The sequence below is a fragment of the Companilactobacillus halodurans genome (assembly GCF_009600995.1).
In the GTDB taxonomy this organism is placed as follows: Bacteria; Bacillota; Bacilli; order Lactobacillales; family Lactobacillaceae; genus Companilactobacillus; species Companilactobacillus halodurans.
In genome coordinates, this window is sequence record NZ_VDFO01000003.1 from 42,947 (window position 1) to 68,031 (window position 25,085).

Here is a 25,085-nt window from a genome sequence, read left to right on the forward strand (position 1 = left end):
TTTGCACGACCTTTTATTATTATTTTCGATTAAAAAATATTAGAATGTATACAGAATGTTTTATTAGTTTAGTATACATTATTTTGGAGGAGTAAAAAATGGACAAAGCACAAAGACTTAGTATTTTAGACGACTTGATAAAATTAGAAACAGTCAATGGCGACGAAGAAAAAGTTGCCAATTACTTAAAAGATTTATTCGAAAAACATAATATCAATGTCGAATTGAATAAGTATGCCGACAAGCGTGTTTCTCTAGTTGCGACTATCAAAAAAGGCGATGGTCCAATATTAGGCTTTACTGGGCATGAGGATGTCGTCCCTACTGTTGATGATGACAAATGGAATTATGGTGCTTTCAATCCCAAACACATCGATGGCAAAATATTTGGTCGTGGTTCATCAGATATGAAGAGTGGCCTCGCAGGTTTAGCAATTGCCTTGATTGAATTGAATGAAGATTCCGATTTTAAAGGCAATCTAAAATTCTTAGCAACCGTCGGTGAAGAAGTCGGCGAAATTGGTTCTGAAAAGTTAGCTAAGGAAGGCTTCGTTGACGATGTCAAAGCGTTAGTCGTTGGTGAACCTAGCAATTCATCATCCCGTCTGGTTATGGAAAAATTGATTGACAGTGGATTAATTGAAGTCAATGGACAAAAGCCAGAAACACGGATGGCTGCTTTTTGTGCCCACAAGGGTTCAGTTACTTATAAGGTTATTTCTCACGGTAAAGCTGCCCACAGTTCAATGCCTGAAGTCGGCGTCAATGCTCTCGACAATTTAGTTGCTTACTATAATAAACAAAAAGAATACTTCCAAAAAATCGTTCAAACAGAAGACGACATTTTGGGTACGACTAAACCTTCAGTTACGATCATGAAAGGTGGAGACCAAGAGAACACTATCCCTGATTATGCTGAGTTGACAGTTAAAATCAGAACCATCCCTGAATTCAGCAATGACAAATTGATTGCAGATTTGAAAGATTTAATTGAAAAATTAAATCAAGCTGATCCTAAAATGAACTTGGAATTCAAACTACTCAGCAACAATTGGCCAGTTAAGACAGATATCGATTCTGATTTCATTAAGTTGGTGCGTGACAGTTACAAAGATGTGCTCGGCGTAAACATTTTGACTGTTGGTGCTCCTGGTGGAACTGATGCCTCTCAATTTATTCAAGCTAACCCTGATTTAGATGTCGTTGTAGCTGGTCCTGGTAATGAAAGTGCTCACCAAATCAATGAATTTGTTTTTGAAGATGATTACTTGAAATATATTGATATTTATAAAACAATTGCTAAGAAATACTTTAAATAAAGCAATCCAAATTTAAAAAGAGCAATCTCCAATTTTTATGAAATAGGAAGATTGCTCTTTTTGTTGTGATTTTATTCTAAGTCAAAAAAACTGATTTTTTTAAAGTATTCTTTCCTCAATTCTTTAAATTTTCTTATAAATCTAAAATGGGTCAAAAATAAATGCTACTTTAATCATAGTTAGATAATCCAATACTTTGCCAATACAATCTCTTGCTTGTCCTAATCTAGTGCAATTATATTTCGTTTTTAAAACATTACTTAAATAACAACAATAGATTGTTTGTGTAAAAAGTCGATTCAAGGATTAACTAGTCTAATAATATTGATTTGAGGGGAATATTTTGAAATGAAAAAGAATAAGTTTTTGTTAGCATCAACATTAGCTGTTTTAATTGCTCCAAGTATTTTAAATAATATTTCATATGAATCTGAATCTTCTGTACAAGCAGCTACTACAACAACTGATAGCTTTAAAAATCCAGTTGGAGTAGTTGACCTGGGTGGAGCTTACACCGTTGATTCTAATGGCAATCAAACTGATCTCTTTCTTCCAGGTCAATCTTCTTGGAAGTTAGGAAAATCTATTCTTATTAATGGAGAAAGATATTACCAGGTAGCAACTAATAACTATCTCAGTGCTACTCATATTACAGTAACTGATGGAGCATCTGGAACATATTCAGTTATCCAGCCAGCTGTCCCTAATCTTTTGGGAACTATAGAAAGCGATGCTCAAGTCTATAACATCGATGGAAATACTAACGGCGTCGTCCTTCCTGCAGGTTCCTCATGGCAATTAGGCCAATTGATAAACATCAAGGGTATCGCCTATTACCAAGTGGCAACTAATGAATATGTCCTTGCCGCATTTGTTGAAACAAACGCATTTCCTATTACAACAATCACTTTAAACAATGCTTCACGGATTGTTGATGACAATGGCAATTATACTGGTAAAACTTTGCCAGCCAATACGTCATGGAAAGCCGATAGTATGAAAAACATGAACAACATTACTTACTATCGTGTCGCTACTAATCAATGGGTATCAAACGTTCCAATTCCAAGTTACTCCTTAACAACAACTCTAAAAAATAGCCAAGCTGTTTATAATACAGAAACTAATTCTATGACCAGAATTTTGCCTGCCGGCTCTTCGTGGAAAATTAATCGAGTTGTTCGTAATAAGAATAATCAATTCTATGGAAAAGTTTCCACTAATGAATGGTTATTGATAGATTCCAACACCTTAATGTCATATGGCGATTCTGACACAGTACCTAATGTTGCTGTTAGTGAACCCGAATTCGCTACCAGCATCAACAATTAATTACTATTGAATCAAAAAATAACCTCAGTTTAAAAGACCATGAACTAGAATTTTGTTCATGGTCTTTTTTATCATATATTATTTTTGTTGACCCTTACGCATTGTCAATTGAATTCGATTACGATTTTCATCCACTTCAAGTACCCAAACAGTCACGATATCACCAATCGTCACTACAGTACTAGGATCACTGACAAAATGGTCAGATAGTTGTGAAATATGAACTAAGCCATCTTGTTTGACGCCAATATCGACAAAAGCTCCAAAATCAACGACATTACGAACAGTTCCCTGCAATTCCATCCCCGGTTTCAAATCAGCCATGGTTAAAACATCTTGACGCAGTAATGGTGCTGGCATGCTGTCACGCAAATCTCGACCCGGTTTACTTAGCCCTGCAATAATATCAGTCAAAGTTTCCGAACCAATTTCTAATTGTTGAGCCACTTCATTTTTATTCAACTGACTCAACTGTTGCTGCAATTTAGCTGTTCCAATATCACTAGCTGAAGAGTCGACATCTATCAATAACTTCTTAGCTGCTGGATAACTTTCAGGGTGAATATCGGTATTATCCAAGGGATTGCTACCAGAAATTATCCGCAAAAATCCGACTGATTGCTGATAAGCCTTTGGTCCCAAGCGAGGAACTTTCTTTAATGATTGACGATTCGAGAAAGCCCCATTTTCATTTCTAAATTTCACGATATTTTTGGCCGTCGTTGCAGTCAATCCTGAAATATGCGTCAACAATTCCGGACTAGCTGTATTCAAATTAACGCCGACTTGATTGACCGCTGTTTCGACCACTCGGTCTAATTTCTCATCTAAATCTTTTTCGGAAACGTCATGTTGATACTGTCCTACCCCGATAGCCTTAGGGTCAACTTTGATCAATTCTGCCAATGGATCTTGCAGACGGCGGCCGATACTAATAGCCGAACGCTCTTCAACGTGTAAATCCGCAAATTCTGCCCTAGCGTTTGCACTAGCTGAATAAACCGAGGCACCAGCTTCATTGACGATTACGTAATACACTGGGTGATTCAATTTTTTTAAAATGTTGCTGACGAACTCTTCTGATTCTCGACTGGCAGTTCCGTTACCAATCGCAATCATTTCAACATGATACTTTTCAAGCAATTTTTTAAACTCTGGACCTGCTGCAGCGCGTTGTTTAGCATTGGCAGGTTTATGTGGATAGATAACTTGCTTAGCCAAAAAGCGACCATTTTTATCAATAATGGCTAATTTACAACCTGTTCGATAAGCTGGGTCAAATCCCATCACTACTTTGCCCTTTAAAGGTGCTTGCATCAAAAGATGATACAGATTGTTACCGAAGACTTGAATCGCATGATTTTGTGCTTCTTCCGATAATTTGCGACGCAGTTCTCTTTCGATAGCAGGTCCTAAAAATCGTTTATAGGCATCGGCAAAAGCATCTTCAATTTTAACTACCGCTGGGCCTGTCTTTTGACCTACTAATTGAGAATGGCCATACTTCAAAATTGCAGCTGTGTCTAAATCAATTCCCACTGTTAAGATTTTTTCGTGTTCCCCACGATTAATGGCTAAGACACGATAAGGTGGTACTTGTTTCAAAGCTTGACTGAACTCATAATAAGTTGCATAAACTTGTTGTTCATCTTTAGCTTTAGCTCCACGTTTCAATTTGCTAGTCAATTCGCCATTTTGCCAAGTGTAGCCACGAATCCATTCACGGAATTTAGCATTCTCACTAAAATTCTCCACTAAAATTTCATGGACGCCAGCCCAAACAGATGTTAAATCGGGTAAATCCTTATCTGCAGCAATAAAAGACTTAGCCTTACTATCAAGTCCATTCTTTGGAAAAGTCAGCAACCAATTTGCCAATGGCTCCAAGCCAGCTTCTTTTGCAATAGTAGCTTTCGTACGCCGTTTTTGTTTATATGGTAAATACAAATCTTCGACTTGTTGTAAAACGGTCGCATTTTCCAATTGTTGTTGCAGTTTAGGTGTTAATTTACCTTGTTCTTGAACCAAATTGATAACATCTTGACGTCTTTGATTCAATTTCATCAAACGATGAGCTTCATCTTCGATATTTCGAATCGCAACTTCATCAAGAGCGCCAGTTCGTTCTTTTCGGTAACGAGCAATAAATGGTACTGTGTCGCCTTCATTTAAAAGAGACAAGACCGCTTGAATCTGTTGAATTCGATATTGATTCATTTGTTGATGAACTGGTTTGGCCAGATCAACTAGGTTATTCTCGTCTTGTTTTGTTGCCATACTAGTCCTCCACGATTATATTTCACAATTAATTACTATTATATTTAAGGAAATTACTTATAATGCCGTTTTCAATTATAGCATGACTAATTGAATTGCCCTGATTTTCAATCTAACAATTTTTACAAATAAAAAAGGATTCTTTTAATGAAATTATTTCACTAAAAGAACCCAACTCTCAAACGAAACTCAATATTTCCTTATATAAAATTCATTTATAAACTTATTTAATCCCACAATATCATCAATACATAATTCACCTAACTTATAAAAGTTAATATTTTCTTCTAAAGAAATTTCCCTTAATGTTCCAATATCTACATAGGATTGCCTCAACAAGCCAGATTTTTTCCAATTTTTTATTTTATAATATTGTTTTTTTATTCTGTTAGATTTTTTCTCGTACTTCGTTGTTAATGAAAAAAAAGTAATTGAATATTCATTTGAATTTACAACTAAAATCGGTCTTTTTTTCCCACTATCAGAATCAATAAAACTAACATAAAGTATTAAGATATCATCTGGTTTAGTAATCTTGTGATTTGTCATTAACCCATTCCTCTATTTGCTTCTTTGTCTGCAATTTTTCAATAGGAATATCTTTGATACTTTTTCTTAACTCTCGTGAGGCTTTCTGTTTATCAGTTAGTTCAATTGCAAAAGGAATCTTGCCCTTTGACACAATTTGTTTAAAGTACATCACTATTGCTGTTGTTTGATTTAACCCTAATTCATCTAGAACAGATTGAGTCTCATCTGCCAAATTTCTATCAATATTGATGTTTAATTTTTTCTTAGAGCCTTCTTTCATTTGCATTTCATTACCTCCTTATGAGGTTATTATACTCATGAACTGATTATATTTCGACTATTAATGCTTTATGAATTACTTAAAATCATTAAATTTACCATATTTGTAGAAGAGTAAATTTAGGCCCTGATGATTTAACAGTAAAATTCAAAAATACCCCTTAGACATACAAAAGTTTGTATATCTAAGGGGTATTTTTCTCTTCCAATAAAAAAACTAATTAATACTTTTCCCTAAGTCGGCTGCCTCTGCAATATGCTTATTCAATTCATTGTTATTCCATGAATTTGAAGCAAGAACTTCTCCTTTTATATTCCAACGCATATATTTACAAAGTTGATCAAAATATTCTACTAGAGAATGATAAAATTCACTGTCTTTATTCCCGGAACTATAACCACTAATAAGAACATAAACATCTTTACCGTCTTTTAATTCATGGTTGTATTCATAAAATCTATCAATAACTGTTTTCAATTCAGCGTTGATTCCATAGTAATAAAGAGAAGTACATAATACCAAAACGTCTGCGTCCAAAATCCTAGGCATAACTTCCTTAGAGATAATATCGTCATCATGAATCGTCATTTCATTTTCATCTATTTTTAGAAAATCAATTTTTGATGCATTTAAACCAGCATCGAATCGATATAAATCATTGGTTTTAGAAACACCATTAACAAATGCGTCTGCCAATTGACTTGAAGTTCCATTTTTGTGTGGACTACCAGTTAAAACTGTGATTTTTTTTGCCATATTTTTTATCTCCTTTAATTATCACTACTATACTAATTCTTAAAGTTTACTTTAGGTCAATACCCATTAAGAGATAATTTATTATTTATTTCTCAAACAAAAAAATATATTCTCAGCAAAAACACTGAGAATATATCTTGAAAAACTATAATTTATTAATTTTAATTATCATAATTCAAATGCTTGTTTTCATCCAAACCATTAATTTCTTTAATTTCATCATCAGTCAAATTGAAATCGAAAATATCAAAGTTTGCTTTAACGTGTTCAGGGTTTGATGACTTAGGGAAAATAACGAATCCTGTATCAACTTGCCAACGAAGTACAACCTGAGCAGCACTCTTGTTGTGAGCTTTAGCAATCTTATTGATGGTCTCATTTTGAAGTACTAAATGACCATGTCCAATTGGAGAATAGCCTTCATTCACAATGCCATTGTCTTTATCGAATTTAGCCAATTCAACTTGAGTCTTGAGTGGGTGACGCTCAATTTGATTTACCATAGGCTTAACTTTTGCGACCGCAAAGAGCTTCTTTAATTGTTCTTCTGAAAAGTTAGAAACACCAATAGCCTTAGCTTTTCCATCTGCATAAATCTTTTCGAGTGCTTTCCAAGTATCCAAAGTCAATTGGAAATTGTCTTCATTTGGCCAGTGAATCAAATAAAGATCCAAATAATCCAATTGAAGGTCACTCAAAGTTTTATCAAACGCAGCCAAAGTTGAATCATAACCTTGATCAGCATTCCAAACTTTTGAAGTGATGAATAAGTCTTCTCTTTTAACTCCCGAATCTTTAAGAGCCTTACCTACTTCAACCTCATTGCCATAAATATGAGCACAGTCAAAGTGACGATATCCAGCGTCGATTGCACCTTTTATTGCGTCAGCCACTTCGGATTTTTTGATTTGATATGTCCCAAAGCCTAACATAGGGATAGAAACACCATTACTTAATTTTTGAAATTCCATATTATTGCCCTCCTGCTAAAAACTAAACTACTATTTAATAATACATTACAATTTATTTAATTGGAAAGATACGCTCTGAACTTTTTCAATCACGAAACTTAGCTATGATGTTACACTCAAGTTTAATAAATAATTCAACTCCATTTTTACAAATCACACTGAATTTATTTAATCTAGATAGCAAAATAAAGCAGTTGTGTGAGAATGATTACATTTTCAATTAATGCTTTAGAATAGAGTTCAAATAATGGATATTAAAGAATTAAATCTTGTCACAAAAGAAATCGAAAGTTTTTCAAGGCTAGAACATATCGGAAATGGAAAAAAATAAAGAAATCAAAATCTATTTTTAATTTCTTCAGAGCATGGATCGAATGGAATAACGTTTTAGATGTTATCAATAGCTACAAAAATATTAACATGAATTTACATAATGTTACTTCGCATGATTTTTTGGTCTTGTTTCTCCATTATGGGGATGTTATGATAACTTATTGAAACAATCTTTAAGTCAAGACCCGCTTTAGATTATAGAAAAATTGCTCGCCAACTTTATGACATTCGTCAGACACATCCTAAGTATTCATTTACGGTTGCTTTGGTATCAAAGTTAGATACTTGTAAATTTTTGTCAGATAATGATTTAGATAAAATGATTCTTTTATTGGCAAAAATTTCTAATAATCCTAATGTGACAACAAAGAAATAACCCATTCAAAGTTTGGTGATTGTTTGTACGAAATACTCTATAGTCTCTCAAATTTTTCGATTCTAAGAACTGCTAAAAATTCATTTTAATTTAAAAAGTCACGACAAAGTCGTGGCTTTTTTTCAGTGTTATAAAGATTTATTTTGATTTAATAATCTATCTTGATAATCATCATATTCTCGCAAATATTTCATTGGAAATGGGATTACAGTAAGCTGCTTTAGGCGGACAAAATCAACACTCATCATTTTTGCAATATCACCAAAAGAATCTAAAATGACCTTGTCATCCCCTGTCAGTGCTGTAATCTTCCTAAATTTAATTGCCTTACTGATTTCTTGCTTTATACCAGAACTCCGTTTAGTTCCTACATAGTAAAGAAATGCATTATTGTACCTTGTAATACCGATACCATCAAAACCTGGGAACAAAGATGTTGGATCCTTTTGACGAACTGAATTGTTAAAAGTATAGTTGAAATTTTTTTCTAAATCTCGACAAATACTTCGAAATTTCTTCTTTTTGAAACTTATTTGACTATCTAATTTTAATTGATCTTTAATTTCACCTATTGAAACCACAGAAGTCGAAATTTTTTTAACTGCAGCAATCAATAGATTCACATCTTCATCATTATACTCATCATGTGTGGTTTGGTGATTTATACTTAAAAAAGTTTTCAAATCTTTAATCACTTCATTTTTTAACACAATCTTTTCACTATCAAAGTGTATTTCACGTTCTTTTATTTCATCTTGCAGTGGAACAACCTGTATTGATGTTTGTGTGATTAACAAATAGTCTGAGCCTGACTTAATAACACAATCAACACGATCCCAGTGATATTTTTTTTCTTTACTTTTAATTGTGTCGGCAACATCATAAACAACATGTGCCAACTCACTTTTCCTATTGTAATTTTCTAAACTAACAATGTCTGAATCAAATAACATTGTTCCTTCAGAAGATATACTTAATTTGATAACTTTTATCGAACCTTTTTTAATCCATTCGAAACTAAAGAATTCATAACAGCTAACTAATTTCAATAAATCTCCAGAAACCAGCGTCATCTGTTTCTGGCGTATGTCATTTTTGACAATCAAATTAAGAAAAGTATTTATAATTTCTGGACTCTTAACAATATCTTTATTTTGAACTTCTCCATCAACTTTATGCTTTTTTAGTTTCCAATTAACTTTATTAGTTTTATGGTTCAAGTTTCCCAAACCATCAGGTGTAATATGTTGAATGATTTTTTTATCTTGTCCCAATTGATATCGTTCATCAACACTCATATCTTTACGAGCATCACGAATTACTTGGATATTAAGTCCATCAACTGCTTGATTGGCACAAGTAATCGTAATATTCTCCCACTTTAATAACTCACTATCTTGAAAACCTGCCATTAACAAATCAGTTAATTGTTTTGAAATCAAATCGTCAGGATCAAAAAATAAATTTATCGTCTTATTTTGAAGATGATCCCAAATATTATCAACATCAACTGCCAATTTACCGTCAACAAATTGCTCTTCTTTTCTTTCTTTCAATTTGAATCCATCAAGAAAATATTTATTAAAGTAAGTATTCATTTCATCTAATAATTGGTTTAAAATCCCGATTTTACTTTTACTAAAGTTTTCTAAATCTTCTAAAGAAAGATAATTTATTAAATTTTTTTTATGACCATTGTGTCTTTCATATAAGACTATTTTTCTCTCTTTTTTCCCATAATCATAGGTGCGTTGCATTTGTTCACGATTATTATCCCAGACATATGGTTCCTGAACTTCCTGAACTTTCTTAATTTTACTGATTTCAGTAAACGTCGTCACACCAATTTCGAAATTTTTTTCCCAGTTAAGAGATACCTTTAAGGTAATCATTTGTTTTAAATCATCTGCTAATATTTTGGGTTGTTGTCCCTTGCCAACAAACAAATAAGGAGTGATGCTTTTTTCAGGTAACATCACTTCATCAATTGCTAATTGATTAATCATTAATTGAACGATATTATTTTCATAAATTGGAGTTTTCTTATTAAAGATACCAAAATCTACTTTAGTATAAGTTATTTCATTATTTATTTTTGGTTCAACAAATTCATTTTTTTTAAACAAAATTACATACCTAAGTGAATTAATAGCTGTTAAAGCTTGTAACTTTAATTTACTAATATCTTTTTGAAATTGTTTATATGAACTTTTACTTTCCAACTGAGCATAGATTAAATCAAAATCATGATTTAATTTAAGAAAATCTAAATCGTAAACTGTCTCATTAGTCCTAACCATCTTTTTAATTTCCAATTAAGAACTCTCCAATCAATTTTTTATCTTCAGATGTTAAGGAATTCTGACAATTGAAATCAACTAATGCTGAAACCTCCATGATTTTGCCATCATTAGTAATAGTCACTGGAGAATAATTTTCACCTATAATATTAATAATTATGGCTCGCCATTTTTTATTTTCATTGTTTTCTAAAATATTTAATTTTTTTTGGACTTTTAAAAGTGCATTTTTTCGATCTTCCAAGTGACTTGGATTCCAATTTTTAAAATCAATCGCAACATTATTATTTTCAATTTTGTAATCAAACAATTCATTATTCCCTAACTTTTCAAAATTACGCAATTGATTACCAAAAACATCTTCAAAAATATATTTTCCTGCAATTTCTCCCAAAATTCCTCGATACAAATTTATATACTGAATTGGATTTAAAATATTCTCATTTGGAACCCACTCTGTTGCATAGCCATTACTATCAAAGAACTGTTTCAAACCTTTATAGTTCATTAAAATATCTAAACCTGATTCCTGTTCAGAAACACATAACGATGTTTTTTCCTTAAAATCAATTGTCGAACTAAAATCAATTTCTCCTCGGTTAATTGAACCACAATCAACGCAATATGATATTGATCTATCTGAGTTAGGAAGATATTGTAAACATCTTTTGGAAGTACTTTGTAATAGTTTTAAATCATCATTAGAAATCGTTGGATATTTTAAAACCAGTTTGCGAATTTTTTGATATTCCTCGGCAAATTTTTCATCGCTACTCAATCTGTGGACTAACTGATTTACATCACGATAGCTATAAGCGGTTAAATTATTTTTTACAACATTGGTATCATAATCTTGTTGCAAAATATTATTTTCTGAATCAACCTTTTTCATTAGAGAATTAAATTCGGGACTAAACAACATTTTATCTTTATGAATGTATTTAATATTCTTAATGACATTACTGTGAGCTAGTATCAACGGTCGACGAACTTTATTAAAAGTCCGATTCATCCTACCTAATGCTTGAATAATCGCTCTAGTATAACTTACTGGAATACTTTTAGTATGTTTAGGATGAGAACAATAGGGGGATCTATTTTGAATAGCTTTCATCTGTCTTTTTACTTCAAAAGGTCCTATTTCGTTAGCATCTTGCAGATACTCTAATCCAGTTACAAATTTTAAAATATCTGAGCTCAATTTAAAATCAGTTAAATTGGTCATGATGTTCGTGACATCGCCTAAATACATTCCTCCTAAATCAATTTGATTCATTCTTTCGTCATTTCTTTGAACTTCTGGCATAGCTATATTGAATGCTAATGCCTTTTCTTTCTCGCTCATTTTATGTTGCAAATTTTGGCCAACACCTATCGATGCATAAGCACTCAATAAATAAACCCTAATATCTTTTTTTTCTAGTAATTCTAAAGCTTGATTTAACATTTCTTGAACTTGCCCATTTTGTGTTGAAATAAAACAAAGTTGAGGTAAGCTTTCATGTTTATCAGCCAACTCATTGCACAATCCATTAAAAACTTTTTCGATTAAAACTTTTGACATCTCATCCGACTCATCTGCCAACTTTGATTGCAAGCCCAAAAACGAAGTCAAATTTTTATCTAAAATAAAGTAAACAAAACTTTCAAATAAAGATAAATATCTAGTTCGGAAATATTGTATTTCTTTTTCTCTATTTTTAATATTTGAACATTTGATTCCGTTAAGAGTTTTTTGTAATTCTGAATCCAAAGATTGAATTTTTTTCCAATCTATGTCTATCCTAGAAATTTTCTTAGTTCTTGAATGAGACAGAGCCATTTCAACTGAGTCCTTTAGAGTCAATTTCAAACCCACTATCCAAGAATCATTTTTTATTTTGTGTTCATGATATCTTTTGACATAATCAAATTCAGAAATTGTTGATTTAGTTAAAAATTTTCTCCCGTTAATAAAATTATCACCTAATTTTTCTTTCAAATAATCCAAATCATAATTATCTAAAACTGTTGGTGCAAATGCAGTTGCGGACAATCCATAAACTAGACATTTTTTTGTTAAATTTAAGAGAAAATTTTCAGCTGTCGCATTCAAAAATGAAGCATTAATTTCTGTTTCTAAATCATGCGCAGCTGAATTTTCAAAATAATAAAGTGACATTCCCTCCTTTTGAAATTCATGATAATCATGCGGATCATATTGGCTAATCTTGTTAGTCTTATCATTTTGTTTGATTTCAGGTAAGATATTGACTAATCCTTCAATTTGTCTGTCGTCCAATCGTAATGCATGATAAATAGTTCTGTAGGCGTCCATTTGAGTAATTGCCATATCTAAATCAGAGCCATGGGAATTTCTAAAATTCATGTATCGTCTTGCACATTGAACGATAAAATCATTAAAATATTTGATAAAACCGGAAACGCGTCTCAGCATAAGACTAAAGTTTAATTCATCCGGTTCATTTTGATTAACGATAATTTGCTTTAAATTTTCATCAAAATGAGCATATCTTTTTTTATTCAAACTCACTAAGGTATTTCCTGGTGTGTGAATCACATAGGAACTTGATTCCATTTCATTAAATTTATATAAAAAAGATAATTTGAATTCACTATTTAATTTATTCGCAATTTCGAGAAAATGTTGATACCCTTTACCTTCAGAAAGAATCTTGTTCAATTTTATTGGTAAATCATTTTCAACTCTTTGCAATCCTTTTAAAATTGAATCAAATAGGTCAATCAAATCAAATTTAATAGTCAAAGCATCATTAATAGACTTATTCCAAAATCTTGTTTTAGTACTATCAAATTCATCAAAAACAACTAATGAATTTTCAATTAAAGCAGAGTATTGAAATAATTCTCCTTCGAATTTAAAAAAAGGCGTATAACTTCGAATAAATTTATCAGTTGTGCATAGAAAAATTTGAAAATCCTCAGGATGAATTGTTGGATAAATTTTATTTATCCACCTTTGAAGTTCTTCCGGACATGTCTTTAAAAATGCTTTTATACCTTTTTGTACTTCAACATCATTGAAATTACTAAAATTAATTCCAGCTAAATCCGAAAGAACCTCAGCTAAACTTTTTCTAAATTCATATTCCATCTTTTTTAATTCAGACCATCCTGAAATCGTATCTGGGTCAGAGTTATGAATCGTATTATATAAATTAAATGACTCTTGAAGTTTTATCAAAGCCTTTTCCAAATTTGATTTCATAATTATCATTGGAATTTCTTTATTAGTATAATCATCCACTAATAAACTGACAGTGTCTGTTAATGAACGTAAAACAGCAATCTTCTTGTAAGAATATTTCTGGCTTTTTCTCTTACGATTCCATTCATTCACAAAACTCTTCTCCATAAGGTTTTTCTTTTGATCAGTCACAAAAAAAGTCTTGAATCCACTATTATTGAGTGCTTGCTGGCATAAGAAAGAAACAACGCTGTAACTTTTTCCACACCCTGTAGGAGCCTCTAATACCACTAATTTTCCTGAATTACCGTCTTTATTTATCTGTTTATAAATATTCTCATGATCTGATACTTTCATTACTAGAAAAGTCTCCTTTATAAAAAGCATTTTGAACTACGCTCTGAACTAAATTTTATTTAACCATATAAGGACTTTTCTATCAGTATTAAATGAATTCTTTTTTAATTTATCTTTTTATCCGTGATTAATTAATTTATCTATTTAAAAGACAATTTTAATCAAATTATTTATAATGAATAAATCGAATTTATTAACAAATAAAATAATTAACAATCGTAAATTGTGGGTCATTTCAAAGAATACAAACTATAACGAGTTCCCTTATTTTATTACACCAAATCTTTATTAACCACAAAAATAGATATGGCTAATCGTAATTGCGTGATTACCATACCTACCAATTTCGTTATATTTTAATTTTTACCAGAGATTTAATAATTCAATGTTATCTTTCATGCCTTGCTTCATCGTTTTTGCAAACTTTAAATCTATTACTCCAGTATTCGCCAAAAACTGATAAAATTTAACCATGCTTTTTTGAACCCGTTTAACTTCTTGCATACTTGAACCATGCAGATACAAATCCGAAACATTATCAGATTCATAATTAAACACCGTTATAAATCTGAAAGCTAAATATTCATTTAAATAGAGTTTGAGAGAATTTTCATATGATTTGACCGTTTTCTCTGCATAATCACCCTTGACACTCTGGATAAAACTATCAATCAATTGATTATTTAATCTTCTTATTTTTTCAACTGCATTATCCGATTGATCCAAATCATCAAAAAAAGAATCACTTTCTGCTAGATGTTCAATTTGAATCAATTCATCATGAATTTGGTTAATTTCAGATAAATTAACATCTGGTTCTGTAATTGCAATTTTTTTCCATTTCAAATTTTCAGCTCGCAAAATATCAGCAGTATTTTCAGAAAAAATGGTCTTCCCACTCATGACATTCCGTATTAAACCAGTTGCTTTTGAAGATAAAAAATCTTCATCGATTTCGTTATCTTCTAAATAAGTTTCAACGACTAAACTGACTTCATTTAAACGACCACGTTGACTCCGACTCACTGTAGGCCCTACTTCCCAGTCTTTAGCTATTTTTAGATATTGTTCCAAATTGGATTGTGATAATCCCAATGATTGCCAAACTTTATTTAATTTTTCTTGAAATCTTTTTTGGATTTGTGAACGATTTTTAGCATTGACATCATATAAAACAATCGACAAAGTTGTTGCATCATTAGTAAAAACAACTACTTTTTTTCTCTTATGATTTAAATATTTCACATGCCACGAAAAGATTGGATTCCCTAACACTAAATTTTTAATTTGATCAGAATTTTGCCGAAACTGATAATCTTTGAAAAGTGATTGTGCTTTTTGAACTACATTGATAAACATTACTGACTCCTAGAATTGATATTGTTCGATATTTACAATATCACATTTACCTGGATAACTAATATCTATTACCTAGTAAATGGCAAATTTATTTAGAATCCACTTTGACGATTTTAGGATATCCAATACACTTATCTTTTTCATCAACATAAATCTTTTTGAATGCTTTACAAACTTTTTAATTCGAAAAGATAATATTAATTTAACTAATTAATGATATTTTCTAAATTGCCAATAACAATAGACGTTAAGAATTTTAGCTGGACTTATCGAATCAAGGTAAGTAAAATAAAGTAGTTATGTGAGGACAATCACACAGGCTTAATTAAAGCAAAATAATTTTCCGTAATTAATGTTTTCGAACGGAGTTCAAATAATGGATATTAAAGAGTTAGATCTCGTCACAAGAGAGATTGAAGATTTTTCCGGATTAGAACATATCGGAAACGGAATGAATAAAGACATTGAGGATTATTTCAATTTTTTCATGACTTGGATTGATTGGAATAATGTCTTAGACGTTATTAATAACTATAAAGATATTAATATGAACTTACATTATGTTACAGCACACGACTTTCTAGTTTGGCTGCTTCACTATGGCGATGTTTATGATAATTTATTAAGACAGTGTTTAAGCCATGATCCATTGTTAGACTACAAAAAAGTTGCTCGACAATTGTATCAACTAAGACAAAATCACCCTAAGTATTCCTTTACAGTCGCTTTATCATCTCGTATGAAATCAAAGAAATTTTTGTCAGATAATGATTTAGATAGATTCATTCCCTTATTGGCAAAAATTCCAAATAATCGTAAACTTTCAAAAAAAGAAATCACTCAATCTAATCTGGGTGATAACTTATATGAAGCACTCTATAGCCTTTCAAATTTTGCGGTTCAAAGAGTTGCTCGAAATTCATTTTAATTTCAGTTAAAAAAGTCACAATCTATTTGTGGCTTTTTTATATATTATTTTTATTCAAGATATATTGAAATCTTATTAGTGCTAATAAATGAAGATTTTTCTAACTTAGTTTTTTATCCTTCATTGCTTAATTAAAATATCAAAATTTAGCTAAATTATGATTATTTTCAATAATTAATGTAAATTTTGTTAACCATTAAAATCATTAACTATATAATTGACTAGAAAGATAATTTTCTTTCAAGAGGGTAAAATAAATGAAGAAAAACATAAGAAAAGTTTTAATCGCTTCAGCAATGACAATTATGATGGCTCCTGGCGTTTTGTCAGCTTTACCACAACAAACAGTCGCTGCAAGTTCTGTAGGAACAGTCTCGGTAAACACACCGGTTTATGATGCCAATGGAAAAGCTAATGGCGTAACATTAGCAAGTGGCACTAGCTGGCAATTAGGCGAAAAAGTCACTTTGAATGGCGTTTCAAATTATCAAATTGGTAATAATGAATATATTCCAGTTGCCGTAGTTTCAAATGTCAGTGGATCAAGTACAAATAATGACGACAGTGAAACTTCTACTACCGGCACATCAATTACTGATAGTAACGACGTCAACGGTCAAGTCGGTACGTTAACTGCTAATACAGCTATCGTAAATGGTTCAGGTAAAACTACTGGTCAAATTCTCTCAAAGGGCAGTCAATGGATCATTGGCAATAACATTTTGACTTATAACGGTGCCAAATATTACCAAGTTGCTACTAACGAATACGTTTTAGCATCTAATTTATATATTGCTCAACCTAATATTGATACAAATTCATCGATTCCTACACCTGGAAATGGTCTAATTGGTAGAACTAATTTGCAAATGAGAACTTATAATTCAGAAGCAAATGCATACGACATGACGCTACCTGCTAATACTTCTTGGAAGATTTCTAAACTAGTCGTTAACAAGTACGGTTCATATTGGGGCGAAGTTGCTACAAATCAATGGGTTTGGATTACTGATGTCACTTTAAATAGTGGTCTCAATTTAGGAAATAATTCATATTACGTTCCAAACTTTGCGACAAGTATTAATAAATAATAATTAAGATATTTTTTAAAAAAGAGAAGTAAACTTATTCAGTTAAGTTTGCTTCTTTTTTTCATATAATTTTTATTTCTCTTTTTTTATAATTTGTATATAACGATAGATACTCGGTTCAGAGACTTCCAATGCTTTTGCGGCCTCTTCGACACTATCTTTTAGTTGAAAATATCCCTGTTCATGCAATTGTCTAACACAATCAATCTTATTTTCTGGCTTCATGAATTCTTTTGTGATACCGAGTTTTTGAGCATAATCATTCACTACTGTATGGACATATTCCTTTGCTGATTTAGTTAAAGTTTCAAAGTCATGCTCAGTAGTTTTCTTAATATTGTCATTTTCAAGTTCCGAAAGTGAATCATTTGGAATCCGATAATCTTTCAAGACGCGTTCGACCGAATTCTTCAACACATTCAAACTCTCTTCCGATGTATTGATACATAACATAGCCACTACTTCACCAGCAAATTTTAAAAAGAAAGTTGATGATCATAAATTTATATTTTTAGACGACTTACCCGAATAGTTCGTTAAAAAGTTTTTTGATTCCTTTTTGCCTTGTTTTGACATTCGTAAAACTAAATCTGAAGCTGGGTCGCCAATTTGTCTATGCGAAATATAGTTATTGCGAATTGCCACAATTGAATGATCCAAATTTCTAACATCATTTAAAACCACTTCACTATTTCTTCCCAAAACCTCAGCAAGGAAGTCCACCATAGGGACAAAACTCTTAATATAATCGTCAGCATTCTTAAACTGTGCTTCTCCCATTTTTTATCTTCCTTCCCCATCAATATTAGTTTATAATTTGCCTATTAATGTTTTTCATTGGCATTTGACCGCAACGAATCCATAATAATAATTAAATATTATCACGGTAATAATTTATTTGCACAGAATATGGGCTGATGATACAATTTCATTGTAATCGATAACATTAATATTTTTATATCAGGAGGTGTCTTGAAAGTGTTGGTCAAAAAAACATAATAATTCAGAAAAGGGATGATTAAACTGGCAAAAGAAAGTCTGGAACTCAATAATCAGAAGTCAAACGCCGGCATGAAAACCATTATTGCTTTAATGGCTGGCTATTCCATGGTTTACATGGATAAAAATATGGTTTCAACGGCAATTATTCCGATTGCAAAAGAGTTCAATTTTACAACTTCACAAACTGGGATGATCATGAGTATGTTTTTCTTAGCATATACTTTGATGCAAATTCCCGGTGGCTGGCTAGCTGATAAAATTGGTGCCAAAAAAGTTCTCTTACTATCGCTTGGCATCATTTGTTTCTTCTCATATGCTTTTGGATTCGTTAGTTCTTTGATGCTATTTTTTGCGATTCGTTTTGGTGCCGGTATTGGTCACGGTGGCTATCCTGCATCTTGTTCTAAAGCCGTTGCAGAAAATTTTGATAAAGAAAAACGTGTCATGGTTCAATCTGGTATTATGACAACTTCAGGTATTGGCGGTTTATTAGCTTTCGTTCTTGGAGCAAACGTCATTGCTATCAACTGGCGTTATGGTTATATCCTTTTAGGAACAATGTTTCTCATCGCCTTCTTGTTGGTTTTGTTCCTTTTGCCAAATGAAGTTAAAAAACCGGTAGAAGAAACAAAAGTTGAACCAGAAAAGGTCCCATTTACACAGGTTATTACTAATCGCAATGTGTTGCTTTTATTCGTAATCATGATCTTATTAAATATTACTTATTACGGCGCCATGTCATGGTTACCTAGCTATTTAACTAAAACCTATCAATTATCATTGGGTGCTGCCGGAGGTATTTTGGCAGTTAACGCTATTTCTCAAGTTATCGGTAGCTTTATGACTGGGATAATCCTTTCCAAATGGTTCGAGGGTAAACAAAAGGAATTCATTCTGATTTGTTCCATTATCAGTGCTATCTGTATTTACACTTTAGTAAATATCAACAGCGTTGTTTTCTCTCTAGTTTTAGTAGCCTTAATTGGGATGACTACTATTTCTGCTTTCACCGCAACTTTTACTTGGCCACAAAAAATTTTTAAACAGGAAATTATCGGATCTTCTGTTGGTATTATCAACACTGGTGGTACTTTTGGGGGCTTTTTAGCACCAATCATAATTGGTTCTATTGTGCAGTCCGCAGGTGGAGATTTTACCAACGGCTTCATATTCTTGGCAATCAGTATTCTTATCGGTGGTTTTGGTACATTTACCGTTAAAACTAAATAAAGATATTAGAGGTGCTTACAAAATGAGTGAAAAATATGCATTAGCTGATCAAAGTTTGAAAGAAAAGCTTTATAAAAAAATTGAAGATAAAACTGACAAAATGATTCAAATCAGACGTTATCTTCATGAACATCCAGAATTATCCTTTGAAGAAAAAGAAACTGGCAAATACATCGCTGATTTTTATAAAGATATGGATGTTAAGGTTGAAGCAAATTATGGCGATGGCTACGGAGTCGTTGTCACGATCGATTCTGGAAAACCTGGTAAAACAATTGCTTTAAGAGCTGATTTCGATGGTCTTCCTGTTCAAGAAGAAACTGGTTTGCCATACGCTTCAAAGAACAAAGGCGTTATGCATGCTTGTGGACATGATGGTCACACAGCTTATATGCTGATTTTGGCTGAATGTCTCTATGAACTAAAGGATGAATTCGACGGCAAAGTCAAAATCATTCACCAACCTGCTGAGGAGACTCCTCCTGGTGGCGCACCTGGTATGATTAAAGCTGGTGTTTTAAAGGGTGTCGATGCCATTCTCGGCGTTCACGGTTGGGCAACTACACCTTATGGAACAGTTCAATGTACGATTGGACCGGTTATGACTGGTCGTTCAAGTTTCAAATTGACGATTCATGGTAAAGGTGGTCACGGTTCCGCTCCTAACTTAGCTAATGATGCTAACGTAGCTGCTTCTTATTTCGTAACGATTGCTCAAACAATCATCTCTCGTAGAACTGATCCATTCGATATGTGTACTTTAACTGTTGGTAACTTTGATGGACGCGGTTCATTCAACGTCATCAAGGATTCTGTCTTTCTTGAAGGGGATGTTCGTTTCATGAATGTTGCCGAACGTCCTATCATTGAAAAGAACTTCAAGAATATTGTCAAAGGACTTGAAATCATGTTTGGCGTCAAAGTCGATCTCTTCTATAACGCTGACTACCCTGTTCTTGACAATAATGAAGACCTAACCAAAGAAGTCCAATACAGTTTAAATCACAGCGATATTAAAGAATTGCAAACGGTTGATACAACATCCCGTAACACAGCTTCTGAAGACTTTGCTTACTTCAGCAATGAAGTCCCTGGAGTTTATATGTTTGTTGGTGAGATGCCTGATAATGGTGTTTATTCCGCTCACCACAGTCCAACATTTGTCATCAATGAAAAGGCACTTCCACTAGCTGCTAAAACAGTTGGTGCAGCTGCACTTGATTTCTTAGCAAATAAATAATCAAAATTCTAAAATAAATAAGCGTTCAAATTTCAGTTTATAATTGAAATTTGAACGCTTATTTTATTTTGTTAATTCATAACTATTGTCTAACAGATTACAGATTTGTTTGGAATCAACCTTACTAATTTCTATCGAAAGCCAGTGACCCTTATTCATATGATAGGCTGGAAGAAATTCTGATTCGTCTTGGAGGAGTTCAATATTTTCTGGATCAAGTTTGATATCCATCACATCCAGCAATTCTTTTCCATCCAAGCCTAAATTCTCAGCTTTTACTTCCATCACTAAGTCAAACCACTTGTGATTATCAGAATGTTTCAAAACCGCATAAGTTGGATACTTTCTCCATAAATATTCTGGCTTTACGTGGTACTTTTTTTCAGCATATGTAAAAATCTCTTCACGTTTCGTATCTTCATGACCCCCATTAAAAATACATTAGAGAATAAATTTATTAATGACTTCGGCCAATGCATCGTGGTTATTATCTGCTTTAGTGACATATTTAGCAGCTTCTTTAATACTATCAATCCCATTAGCAACACTGACTGGTAAGCCAACTGCCTTAAGCATTGGCAAATCGTTGCTGTTATCTCCTGCAGCAATAATTTCTTCTGGTTTAATACCTAATAATTGTCCTAATTGAACAGATGCACTTCCCTTATCGATTCCAGCTGGATTGAATTCAACATAACGACCAGATGAATAAGTAACCGCTAAATCTTTAGGATCAACTTCTGATTCAACTGTTGCTCGCATTTGTTTACGTTCCTCAATTGAAGGCAATGCCATGATAACTTTCATAACATTCATGTCTTTGAATTGATCAAAATTGTCAGTCTTCATTTCTGTAAAACTGACGCCACGGTTAGTTAAATAATCGGAGTCTTCTGGAACCGGATTATAGATATACAAGACATCTTGCGTATATACGTGAGTTGCTGCCTTCTTATTCTTTGCTCCAGCAGCAAAAACCTTTTTGGCAATTTCAAAAGGCATCGCATTGATTGCAATCGGACGGTTATCTTTATTTTCCAAAATCAGACCACCGTTGTAAGAAATAGAATATTGATTGGGCTGATTTTTTAAGTGCATTGTTTCCAAATCATTTTGAAATGACGTATAGCTTCGACCCGAATTTGGCACAAAGTGAACGCCCTTTTTAGTTGCAGCTTGAATGGCAGTAGCATTTTTAGCCGATAAACTGCCATCGTCATTCATCAAAGTTTCATCCAAATCACAAACAATCATTTTATACATAAATTAAGATACCTCTCATTTTTAGATTACCTAATTAACTTTAGCTAATTTCGCAAGTAAGCGCAACCACTTTAGGATTCATAAGAATGATTTTCTCCCTAAACAATGTGAATTTCATTAAAGACCTAATTTAATTAAATTCCACATTGCATTAAATCTGCTTTCATATTCGCTATCTTTCCAAGAATCCTTAAAATTCGGTAAAGTAAAAACTGAAAAAGCAGATAAAATTGTTTCTGCTCTTTTAATATCATTATCATCATACTTCATTATTCTATTAATAGTATGATAGCAACCTGTTAATACTTCTCTGAGAACATATGGATTGTTATCAACATATTTGGTATTTAAATCAAACATTCTTTTATCACTCAAATAAGCTTGTTTTTTTGCATTAATAAATTTCCAAAGCCAATCATACAGTTGTTTTTTTGAGTCATTAATGGATTCATCAATGCTTATCTTTTCAACAATATTTTGATTGAACCATTTTTGAGCAACTGTTTCCCAAAGTTCTTGTTTACTGCCAAAATGTTTATAAATGGCTCCATGTGTTATTCCCATTTTATTAGCAATTTGAGGGATAGAGACTTCTGGTTTGCCAGTTTCTTCTATTAATAGTTCTGCAGTTTCAATTATCTTCAAATTTGTTATTTTTTCCATATTTTTAAATTTCTTTCTAATAATTTATTTGTAGTTTAGCACAATTGATTTTAAGTAACAATTATTGACTTCTGTTACCAAAGAAATTATACTATTTTAAAATTATAGATAAAAAACGGTTATCAAATATGGAGAAGAATATGAAAGTTGCTCAATTAACTAAGTATGAAAAGAATGCCAAATTAAAAATTAAAGACTTACCTGTTCCAAAAATTGCTACTAATGAAGTTCTAGTTAAAGTCAAAGTTGCTGCTGTGAATCCACTTGAGAATTTAATTACTAGTGGAAGTGTCAAATTAATTCAAAACTACCAATTACCTGCAACTATGGGAAACGAACTTACTGGGATAATTGAAAAGGTTGGAGATAAAGTCCGTGATTTCAAAATTGGAGACAAAATCTATTCTCGTTTACCATTAAATAAAATTGGAGCCTTTGCTGAATATGTAGCAATAAATCAAGACGCAATCGCCTTATTACCGAAAAACCTTAATTTCTCTACAGGTGCTGCAGCTCCTTTAACTGGTCTGACAGCTTATCAAGGACTGCATGAGGAACTACATGCCAGTGCAGGAAAGACCATTTTTATTCCTGGAGGATCTGGTTCATTTGGACAAATGGCAGTTCCAATTGCTAAAGATATGGGCTTAAACGTTATTGTCAGTGGAAATAATCGCTCTCGTGAACAGGTTATGAATATTGGTGTTACTCAATTTTTAGACTACAAAACAGAAAATTATTGGGAGATTCTGCATGATGTCGATTATGTTATTGACACTCTAGGAGCAAAAGAAATCGATAAAGAATTATCTATTTTAAAAAATGGTGGCAGGCTGCTATCACTAAAAGCTGGTCCAAATAAGCAATTTGCAATTGACCATAACTTACCATGGTGGAAACAAATATTATTTGCAATTGCAGGATCAAAAATAGACAACAAGGCCAAAAAAGCCAATGTAAAATACCGATTTATCTTTGTTAGAAGTAATGGCCAACAGTTAAAGAAAATAACTCAAATAATTGAAAAAGAGAATATAATCCCAGCTATTGATCCTAAAGAGTTTCACCTTAATGACATTAACAAAGCTATTGACTATATGACTCACGAACATCCCAAGGGAAAAGTTCTAATCCATTTTTAGTAAATATTAGAAGCAATTTTATAGCCCGTTAACAATATATTTAATTTTATTACCTTCGTAAGCAGCAATGGTATTTTGAGCTACAATTTCTGCCATAGCATCACGAGCTTCAACCGTCGCATTACCCAAGTGAGGCGTCAAAATCACATTTTTCATTTGCTTCAATTCATCAGAAACCTCTGGCTCATGTTCATAAACATCTAAAGCTGCCCCAGCAATCGTCTTTTGCTTTAAAGCAGTCGTTAATGCAGCTTCATCAATAATTGGACCCCGAGCAGCATTGATTAGCACAGCGTTTGACTTCATTTCTGAAAATTCTTTTGCTCCTAAAAGATGCTTGGTACTGTCATTTAAGGGAATATGAATCGAAACGACATCAGACTTCTTTAGAAGTTCATCTCGACTGACGAATTTAGCTCCCAATTGCGTTTCCAAACTAATAGGCAAACGATGGCGTTGCGTATAAAGAATTGGCATATCAAAAGCATGCATTCTCTTGGCAACTGCTTGGCCGATTTGACCCAAACCAATAATACCCAATGTTTTGCCTTGCAATTCATGACCTAAGAAGAATAAAGGAGCCCAACCATTGAATCCAGTAGTTCTCATCAGATGGTCGCCTTCAGCGATTCGATGCATCAAGCCAATGATTAAGCCTGTGGTTGATTCAGCAGTCGATACTGTTGAGACTTTAGGCGTATTGGTAACTGGGATATTTAACTTCTTAGCGTAATTAACATCAACGTTGTTTGTTCCCGCTCCAAAATTAGCAACTAATTTAAGTTTAGGAGCAGCATCCAAAACTTCTTGATCAACTGTTGTTGAAAGTGGAGTAATTAAAAAATCACTGTCAGAAACATGTTGTTTTAATGTATCCTTATCAATTAATTTATCATCAGTATACATATCAATCGTTAAGTCAGTTGCCTTCAATAAGGAAACTGCTTTATCGGGAATTTTTCCCGCAATAAAAACCTTTGCCATAATTAAAACCTGCCTTATTTAAATAATTTATTTACTTATACTATGATAATTATGGTCCTTAAAGTGCATTCTAACAAGATTTTAAATTCAAAAAAAGTAGTACCTTAATTTCAATAAAGATGGTGAAAATGTTATAATTCTTT

21 protein-coding genes are annotated in these 25,085 nt (G+C 32.4%); 7 read left to right on the forward strand and 14 right to left on the reverse strand.

Annotated elements, in window-relative coordinates; all coding sequences use genetic code 11:
- Positions 1–98: 98 nt before the first annotated feature.
- Together FHL05_RS01280 and FHL05_RS01285 are read left to right on the forward strand one after the other, a co-directional pair.
- A complete protein-coding gene (locus tag FHL05_RS01280) occupies positions 99–1,319 on the forward strand; it encodes a M20/M25/M40 family metallo-hydrolase (protein WP_153385480.1) in 1,221 nt (406 codons plus the stop codon).
- Between the two features lie 348 nt (positions 1,320–1,667).
- Positions 1,668–2,651, forward strand: a complete 984-nt coding sequence (locus FHL05_RS01285; protein WP_153385481.1) for an SLAP domain-containing protein — start codon at positions 1,668–1,670, stop codon at positions 2,649–2,651.
- Between the two features lie 78 nt (positions 2,652–2,729).
- On the opposite strand, the gene FHL05_RS01290 is transcribed toward FHL05_RS01285, so the two are convergent.
- The 8 genes from FHL05_RS01290 to FHL05_RS01325 form a co-directional block, all read right to left on the reverse strand.
- The gene (locus FHL05_RS01290) at positions 2,730–4,928 is read right to left on the reverse strand and encodes a Tex family protein (RefSeq protein ID WP_153385482.1); all 2,199 of its coding nucleotides are present in this window, start codon (positions 4,926–4,928) and stop codon (positions 2,730–2,732) included.
- Positions 4,929–5,117: 189 nt separating this feature from the next.
- Positions 5,118–5,477, reverse strand: coding sequence for a type II toxin-antitoxin system PemK/MazF family toxin (locus tag FHL05_RS01295; protein WP_153385483.1), 360 nt, complete (start codon positions 5,475–5,477; stop codon positions 5,118–5,120).
- Complete coding sequence (locus tag FHL05_RS01300) at positions 5,455–5,745, reverse strand: type II toxin-antitoxin system RelB/DinJ family antitoxin (protein WP_153521841.1); 291 nt, start codon at positions 5,743–5,745, stop codon at positions 5,455–5,457. The genes FHL05_RS01295 and FHL05_RS01300 overlap by 23 nt, the downstream gene beginning before the upstream one ends.
- A gap of 210 nt (positions 5,746–5,955) precedes the next feature.
- Positions 5,956–6,495 (reverse strand): flavodoxin family protein, encoded by a 540-nt coding sequence (locus tag FHL05_RS01305; protein ID WP_153521843.1) that lies wholly within the window; start codon positions 6,493–6,495, stop codon positions 5,956–5,958.
- Positions 6,496–6,656: 161 nt separating this feature from the next.
- Entirely contained in the window at positions 6,657–7,466 is an 810-nt protein-coding gene (locus FHL05_RS01310) for an aldo/keto reductase (RefSeq protein ID WP_153521845.1), read from the reverse strand.
- Between the two features lie 837 nt (positions 7,467–8,303).
- Positions 8,304–10,490 (reverse strand): hypothetical protein, encoded by a 2,187-nt coding sequence (locus FHL05_RS01315; protein WP_153521847.1) that lies wholly within the window; start codon positions 10,488–10,490, stop codon positions 8,304–8,306.
- The gene (locus FHL05_RS01320) at positions 10,480–14,040 is read right to left on the reverse strand and encodes a hypothetical protein (RefSeq protein WP_153521849.1); all 3,561 of its coding nucleotides are present in this window, start codon (positions 14,038–14,040) and stop codon (positions 10,480–10,482) included. The genes FHL05_RS01315 and FHL05_RS01320 overlap by 11 nt, the downstream gene beginning before the upstream one ends.
- A 363-nt stretch (positions 14,041–14,403) precedes the next feature.
- The gene (locus FHL05_RS01325; RefSeq protein WP_153385490.1) at positions 14,404–15,399 is read right to left on the reverse strand and encodes a DUF6933 domain-containing protein; all 996 of its coding nucleotides are present in this window, start codon (positions 15,397–15,399) and stop codon (positions 14,404–14,406) included.
- 376 nt (positions 15,400–15,775) lie between these two features.
- On the opposite strand from FHL05_RS01325, the gene FHL05_RS01330 reads away from it, so the two are divergent.
- Complete coding sequence (locus FHL05_RS01330) at positions 15,776–16,327, forward strand: hypothetical protein (protein WP_153385491.1); 552 nt, start codon at positions 15,776–15,778, stop codon at positions 16,325–16,327.
- Positions 16,328–16,584: 257 nt separating this feature from the next.
- On the forward strand, positions 16,585–17,418 hold the full coding sequence (locus FHL05_RS01335) for an SLAP domain-containing protein (RefSeq protein WP_153385492.1): 834 nt from the start codon (positions 16,585–16,587) through the stop codon (positions 17,416–17,418).
- 72 nt (positions 17,419–17,490) lie between these two features.
- Here the strand turns inward: FHL05_RS01335 and FHL05_RS01340 are convergent, their stop codons facing one another.
- Both FHL05_RS01340 and FHL05_RS01345 read right to left on the reverse strand, forming a co-directional pair.
- Positions 17,491–17,871, reverse strand: coding sequence for a helix-turn-helix domain-containing protein (locus FHL05_RS01340; RefSeq protein WP_153385493.1), 381 nt, complete (start codon positions 17,869–17,871; stop codon positions 17,491–17,493).
- Positions 17,872–17,913: 42 nt separating this feature from the next.
- Positions 17,914–18,198 (reverse strand): PAS domain-containing protein, encoded by a 285-nt coding sequence (locus FHL05_RS01345; protein ID WP_153385494.1) that lies wholly within the window; start codon positions 18,196–18,198, stop codon positions 17,914–17,916.
- Between the two features lie 234 nt (positions 18,199–18,432).
- On the opposite strand from FHL05_RS01345, the gene FHL05_RS01350 reads away from it, so the two are divergent.
- On the forward strand, positions 18,433–19,650 hold the full coding sequence (locus tag FHL05_RS01350) for an MFS transporter (RefSeq protein ID WP_153385495.1): 1,218 nt from the start codon (positions 18,433–18,435) through the stop codon (positions 19,648–19,650).
- Between the two features lie 22 nt (positions 19,651–19,672).
- Positions 19,673–20,890, forward strand: coding sequence for an amidohydrolase (locus FHL05_RS01355; RefSeq protein ID WP_153385496.1), 1,218 nt, complete (start codon positions 19,673–19,675; stop codon positions 20,888–20,890).
- A gap of 63 nt (positions 20,891–20,953) precedes the next feature.
- Here FHL05_RS01355 and FHL05_RS01360 read toward each other — a convergent pair whose 3' ends face one another.
- The 3 genes from FHL05_RS01360 to FHL05_RS01370 form a co-directional block, all read right to left on the reverse strand.
- Positions 20,954–21,328 (reverse strand): MmcQ/YjbR family DNA-binding protein, encoded by a 375-nt coding sequence (locus FHL05_RS01360; protein WP_162000157.1) that lies wholly within the window; start codon positions 21,326–21,328, stop codon positions 20,954–20,956.
- Positions 21,329–21,331: 3 nt separating this feature from the next.
- A complete protein-coding gene (locus FHL05_RS01365; RefSeq protein WP_153521851.1) occupies positions 21,332–22,153 on the reverse strand; it encodes a Cof-type HAD-IIB family hydrolase in 822 nt (273 codons plus the stop codon).
- A gap of 117 nt (positions 22,154–22,270) precedes the next feature.
- Positions 22,271–22,816: a TetR/AcrR family transcriptional regulator gene (locus FHL05_RS01370; RefSeq protein ID WP_153385498.1), complete on the reverse strand. Its 546-nt coding sequence runs from the start codon at positions 22,814–22,816 to the stop codon at positions 22,271–22,273.
- 140 nt (positions 22,817–22,956) lie between these two features.
- On the opposite strand from FHL05_RS01370, the gene FHL05_RS01375 reads away from it, so the two are divergent.
- Positions 22,957–23,958: an NADP-dependent oxidoreductase gene (locus FHL05_RS01375; RefSeq protein ID WP_202879064.1), complete on the forward strand. Its 1,002-nt coding sequence runs from the start codon at positions 22,957–22,959 to the stop codon at positions 23,956–23,958.
- A gap of 18 nt (positions 23,959–23,976) precedes the next feature.
- Here FHL05_RS01375 and FHL05_RS01380 read toward each other — a convergent pair whose 3' ends face one another.
- Positions 23,977–24,942: a 2-hydroxyacid dehydrogenase family protein gene (locus FHL05_RS01380; protein ID WP_153521853.1), complete on the reverse strand. Its 966-nt coding sequence runs from the start codon at positions 24,940–24,942 to the stop codon at positions 23,977–23,979.
- Positions 24,943–25,085 lie beyond the last annotated feature (143 nt).

Coding starts and splice junctions, on each gene's coding strand:
- FHL05_RS01285 (WP_153385481.1), top strand. CDS start 1,668: ATGAAAAAGAATAAGTTTTTGTTAGCATCAACATTAGCTGTTTTAATT.
- FHL05_RS01350 (WP_153385495.1), top strand. CDS start 18,433: ATGATTAAACTGGCAAAAGAAAGTCTGGAACTCAATAATCAGAAGTCA.
- FHL05_RS01320 (WP_153521849.1), bottom strand. CDS start 14,040: ATGAAAGTATCAGATCATGAGAATATTTATAAACAGATAAATAAAGAC.
- FHL05_RS01375 (WP_202879064.1), top strand. CDS start 22,957: ATGAAAGTTGCTCAATTAACTAAGTATGAAAAGAATGCCAAATTAAAA.
- FHL05_RS01290 (WP_153385482.1), bottom strand. CDS start 4,928: ATGGCAACAAAACAAGACGAGAATAACCTAGTTGATCTGGCCAAACCA.
- FHL05_RS01300 (WP_153521841.1), bottom strand. CDS start 5,745: ATGCAAATGAAAGAAGGCTCTAAGAAAAAATTAAACATCAATATTGAT.
- FHL05_RS01295 (WP_153385483.1), bottom strand. CDS start 5,477: ATGACAAATCACAAGATTACTAAACCAGATGATATCTTAATACTTTAT.
- FHL05_RS01330 (WP_153385491.1), top strand. CDS start 15,776: ATGGATATTAAAGAGTTAGATCTCGTCACAAGAGAGATTGAAGATTTT.
- FHL05_RS01305 (WP_153521843.1), bottom strand. CDS start 6,495: ATGGCAAAAAAAATCACAGTTTTAACTGGTAGTCCACACAAAAATGGA.
- FHL05_RS01280 (WP_153385480.1), top strand. CDS start 99: ATGGACAAAGCACAAAGACTTAGTATTTTAGACGACTTGATAAAATTA.
- FHL05_RS01345 (WP_153385494.1), bottom strand. CDS start 18,198: ATGGGAGAAGCACAGTTTAAGAATGCTGACGATTATATTAAGAGTTTT.
- FHL05_RS01370 (WP_153385498.1), bottom strand. CDS start 22,816: ATGGAAAAAATAACAAATTTGAAGATAATTGAAACTGCAGAACTATTA.
- FHL05_RS01340 (WP_153385493.1), bottom strand. CDS start 17,871: ATGTTATGTATCAATACATCGGAAGAGAGTTTGAATGTGTTGAAGAAT.
- FHL05_RS01335 (WP_153385492.1), top strand. CDS start 16,585: ATGAAGAAAAACATAAGAAAAGTTTTAATCGCTTCAGCAATGACAATT.
- FHL05_RS01325 (WP_153385490.1), bottom strand. CDS start 15,399: ATGTTTATCAATGTAGTTCAAAAAGCACAATCACTTTTCAAAGATTAT.
- FHL05_RS01310 (WP_153521845.1), bottom strand. CDS start 7,466: ATGGAATTTCAAAAATTAAGTAATGGTGTTTCTATCCCTATGTTAGGC.
- FHL05_RS01365 (WP_153521851.1), bottom strand. CDS start 22,153: ATGTATAAAATGATTGTTTGTGATTTGGATGAAACTTTGATGAATGAC.
- FHL05_RS01380 (WP_153521853.1), bottom strand. CDS start 24,942: ATGGCAAAGGTTTTTATTGCGGGAAAAATTCCCGATAAAGCAGTTTCC.
- FHL05_RS01355 (WP_153385496.1), top strand. CDS start 19,673: ATGAGTGAAAAATATGCATTAGCTGATCAAAGTTTGAAAGAAAAGCTT.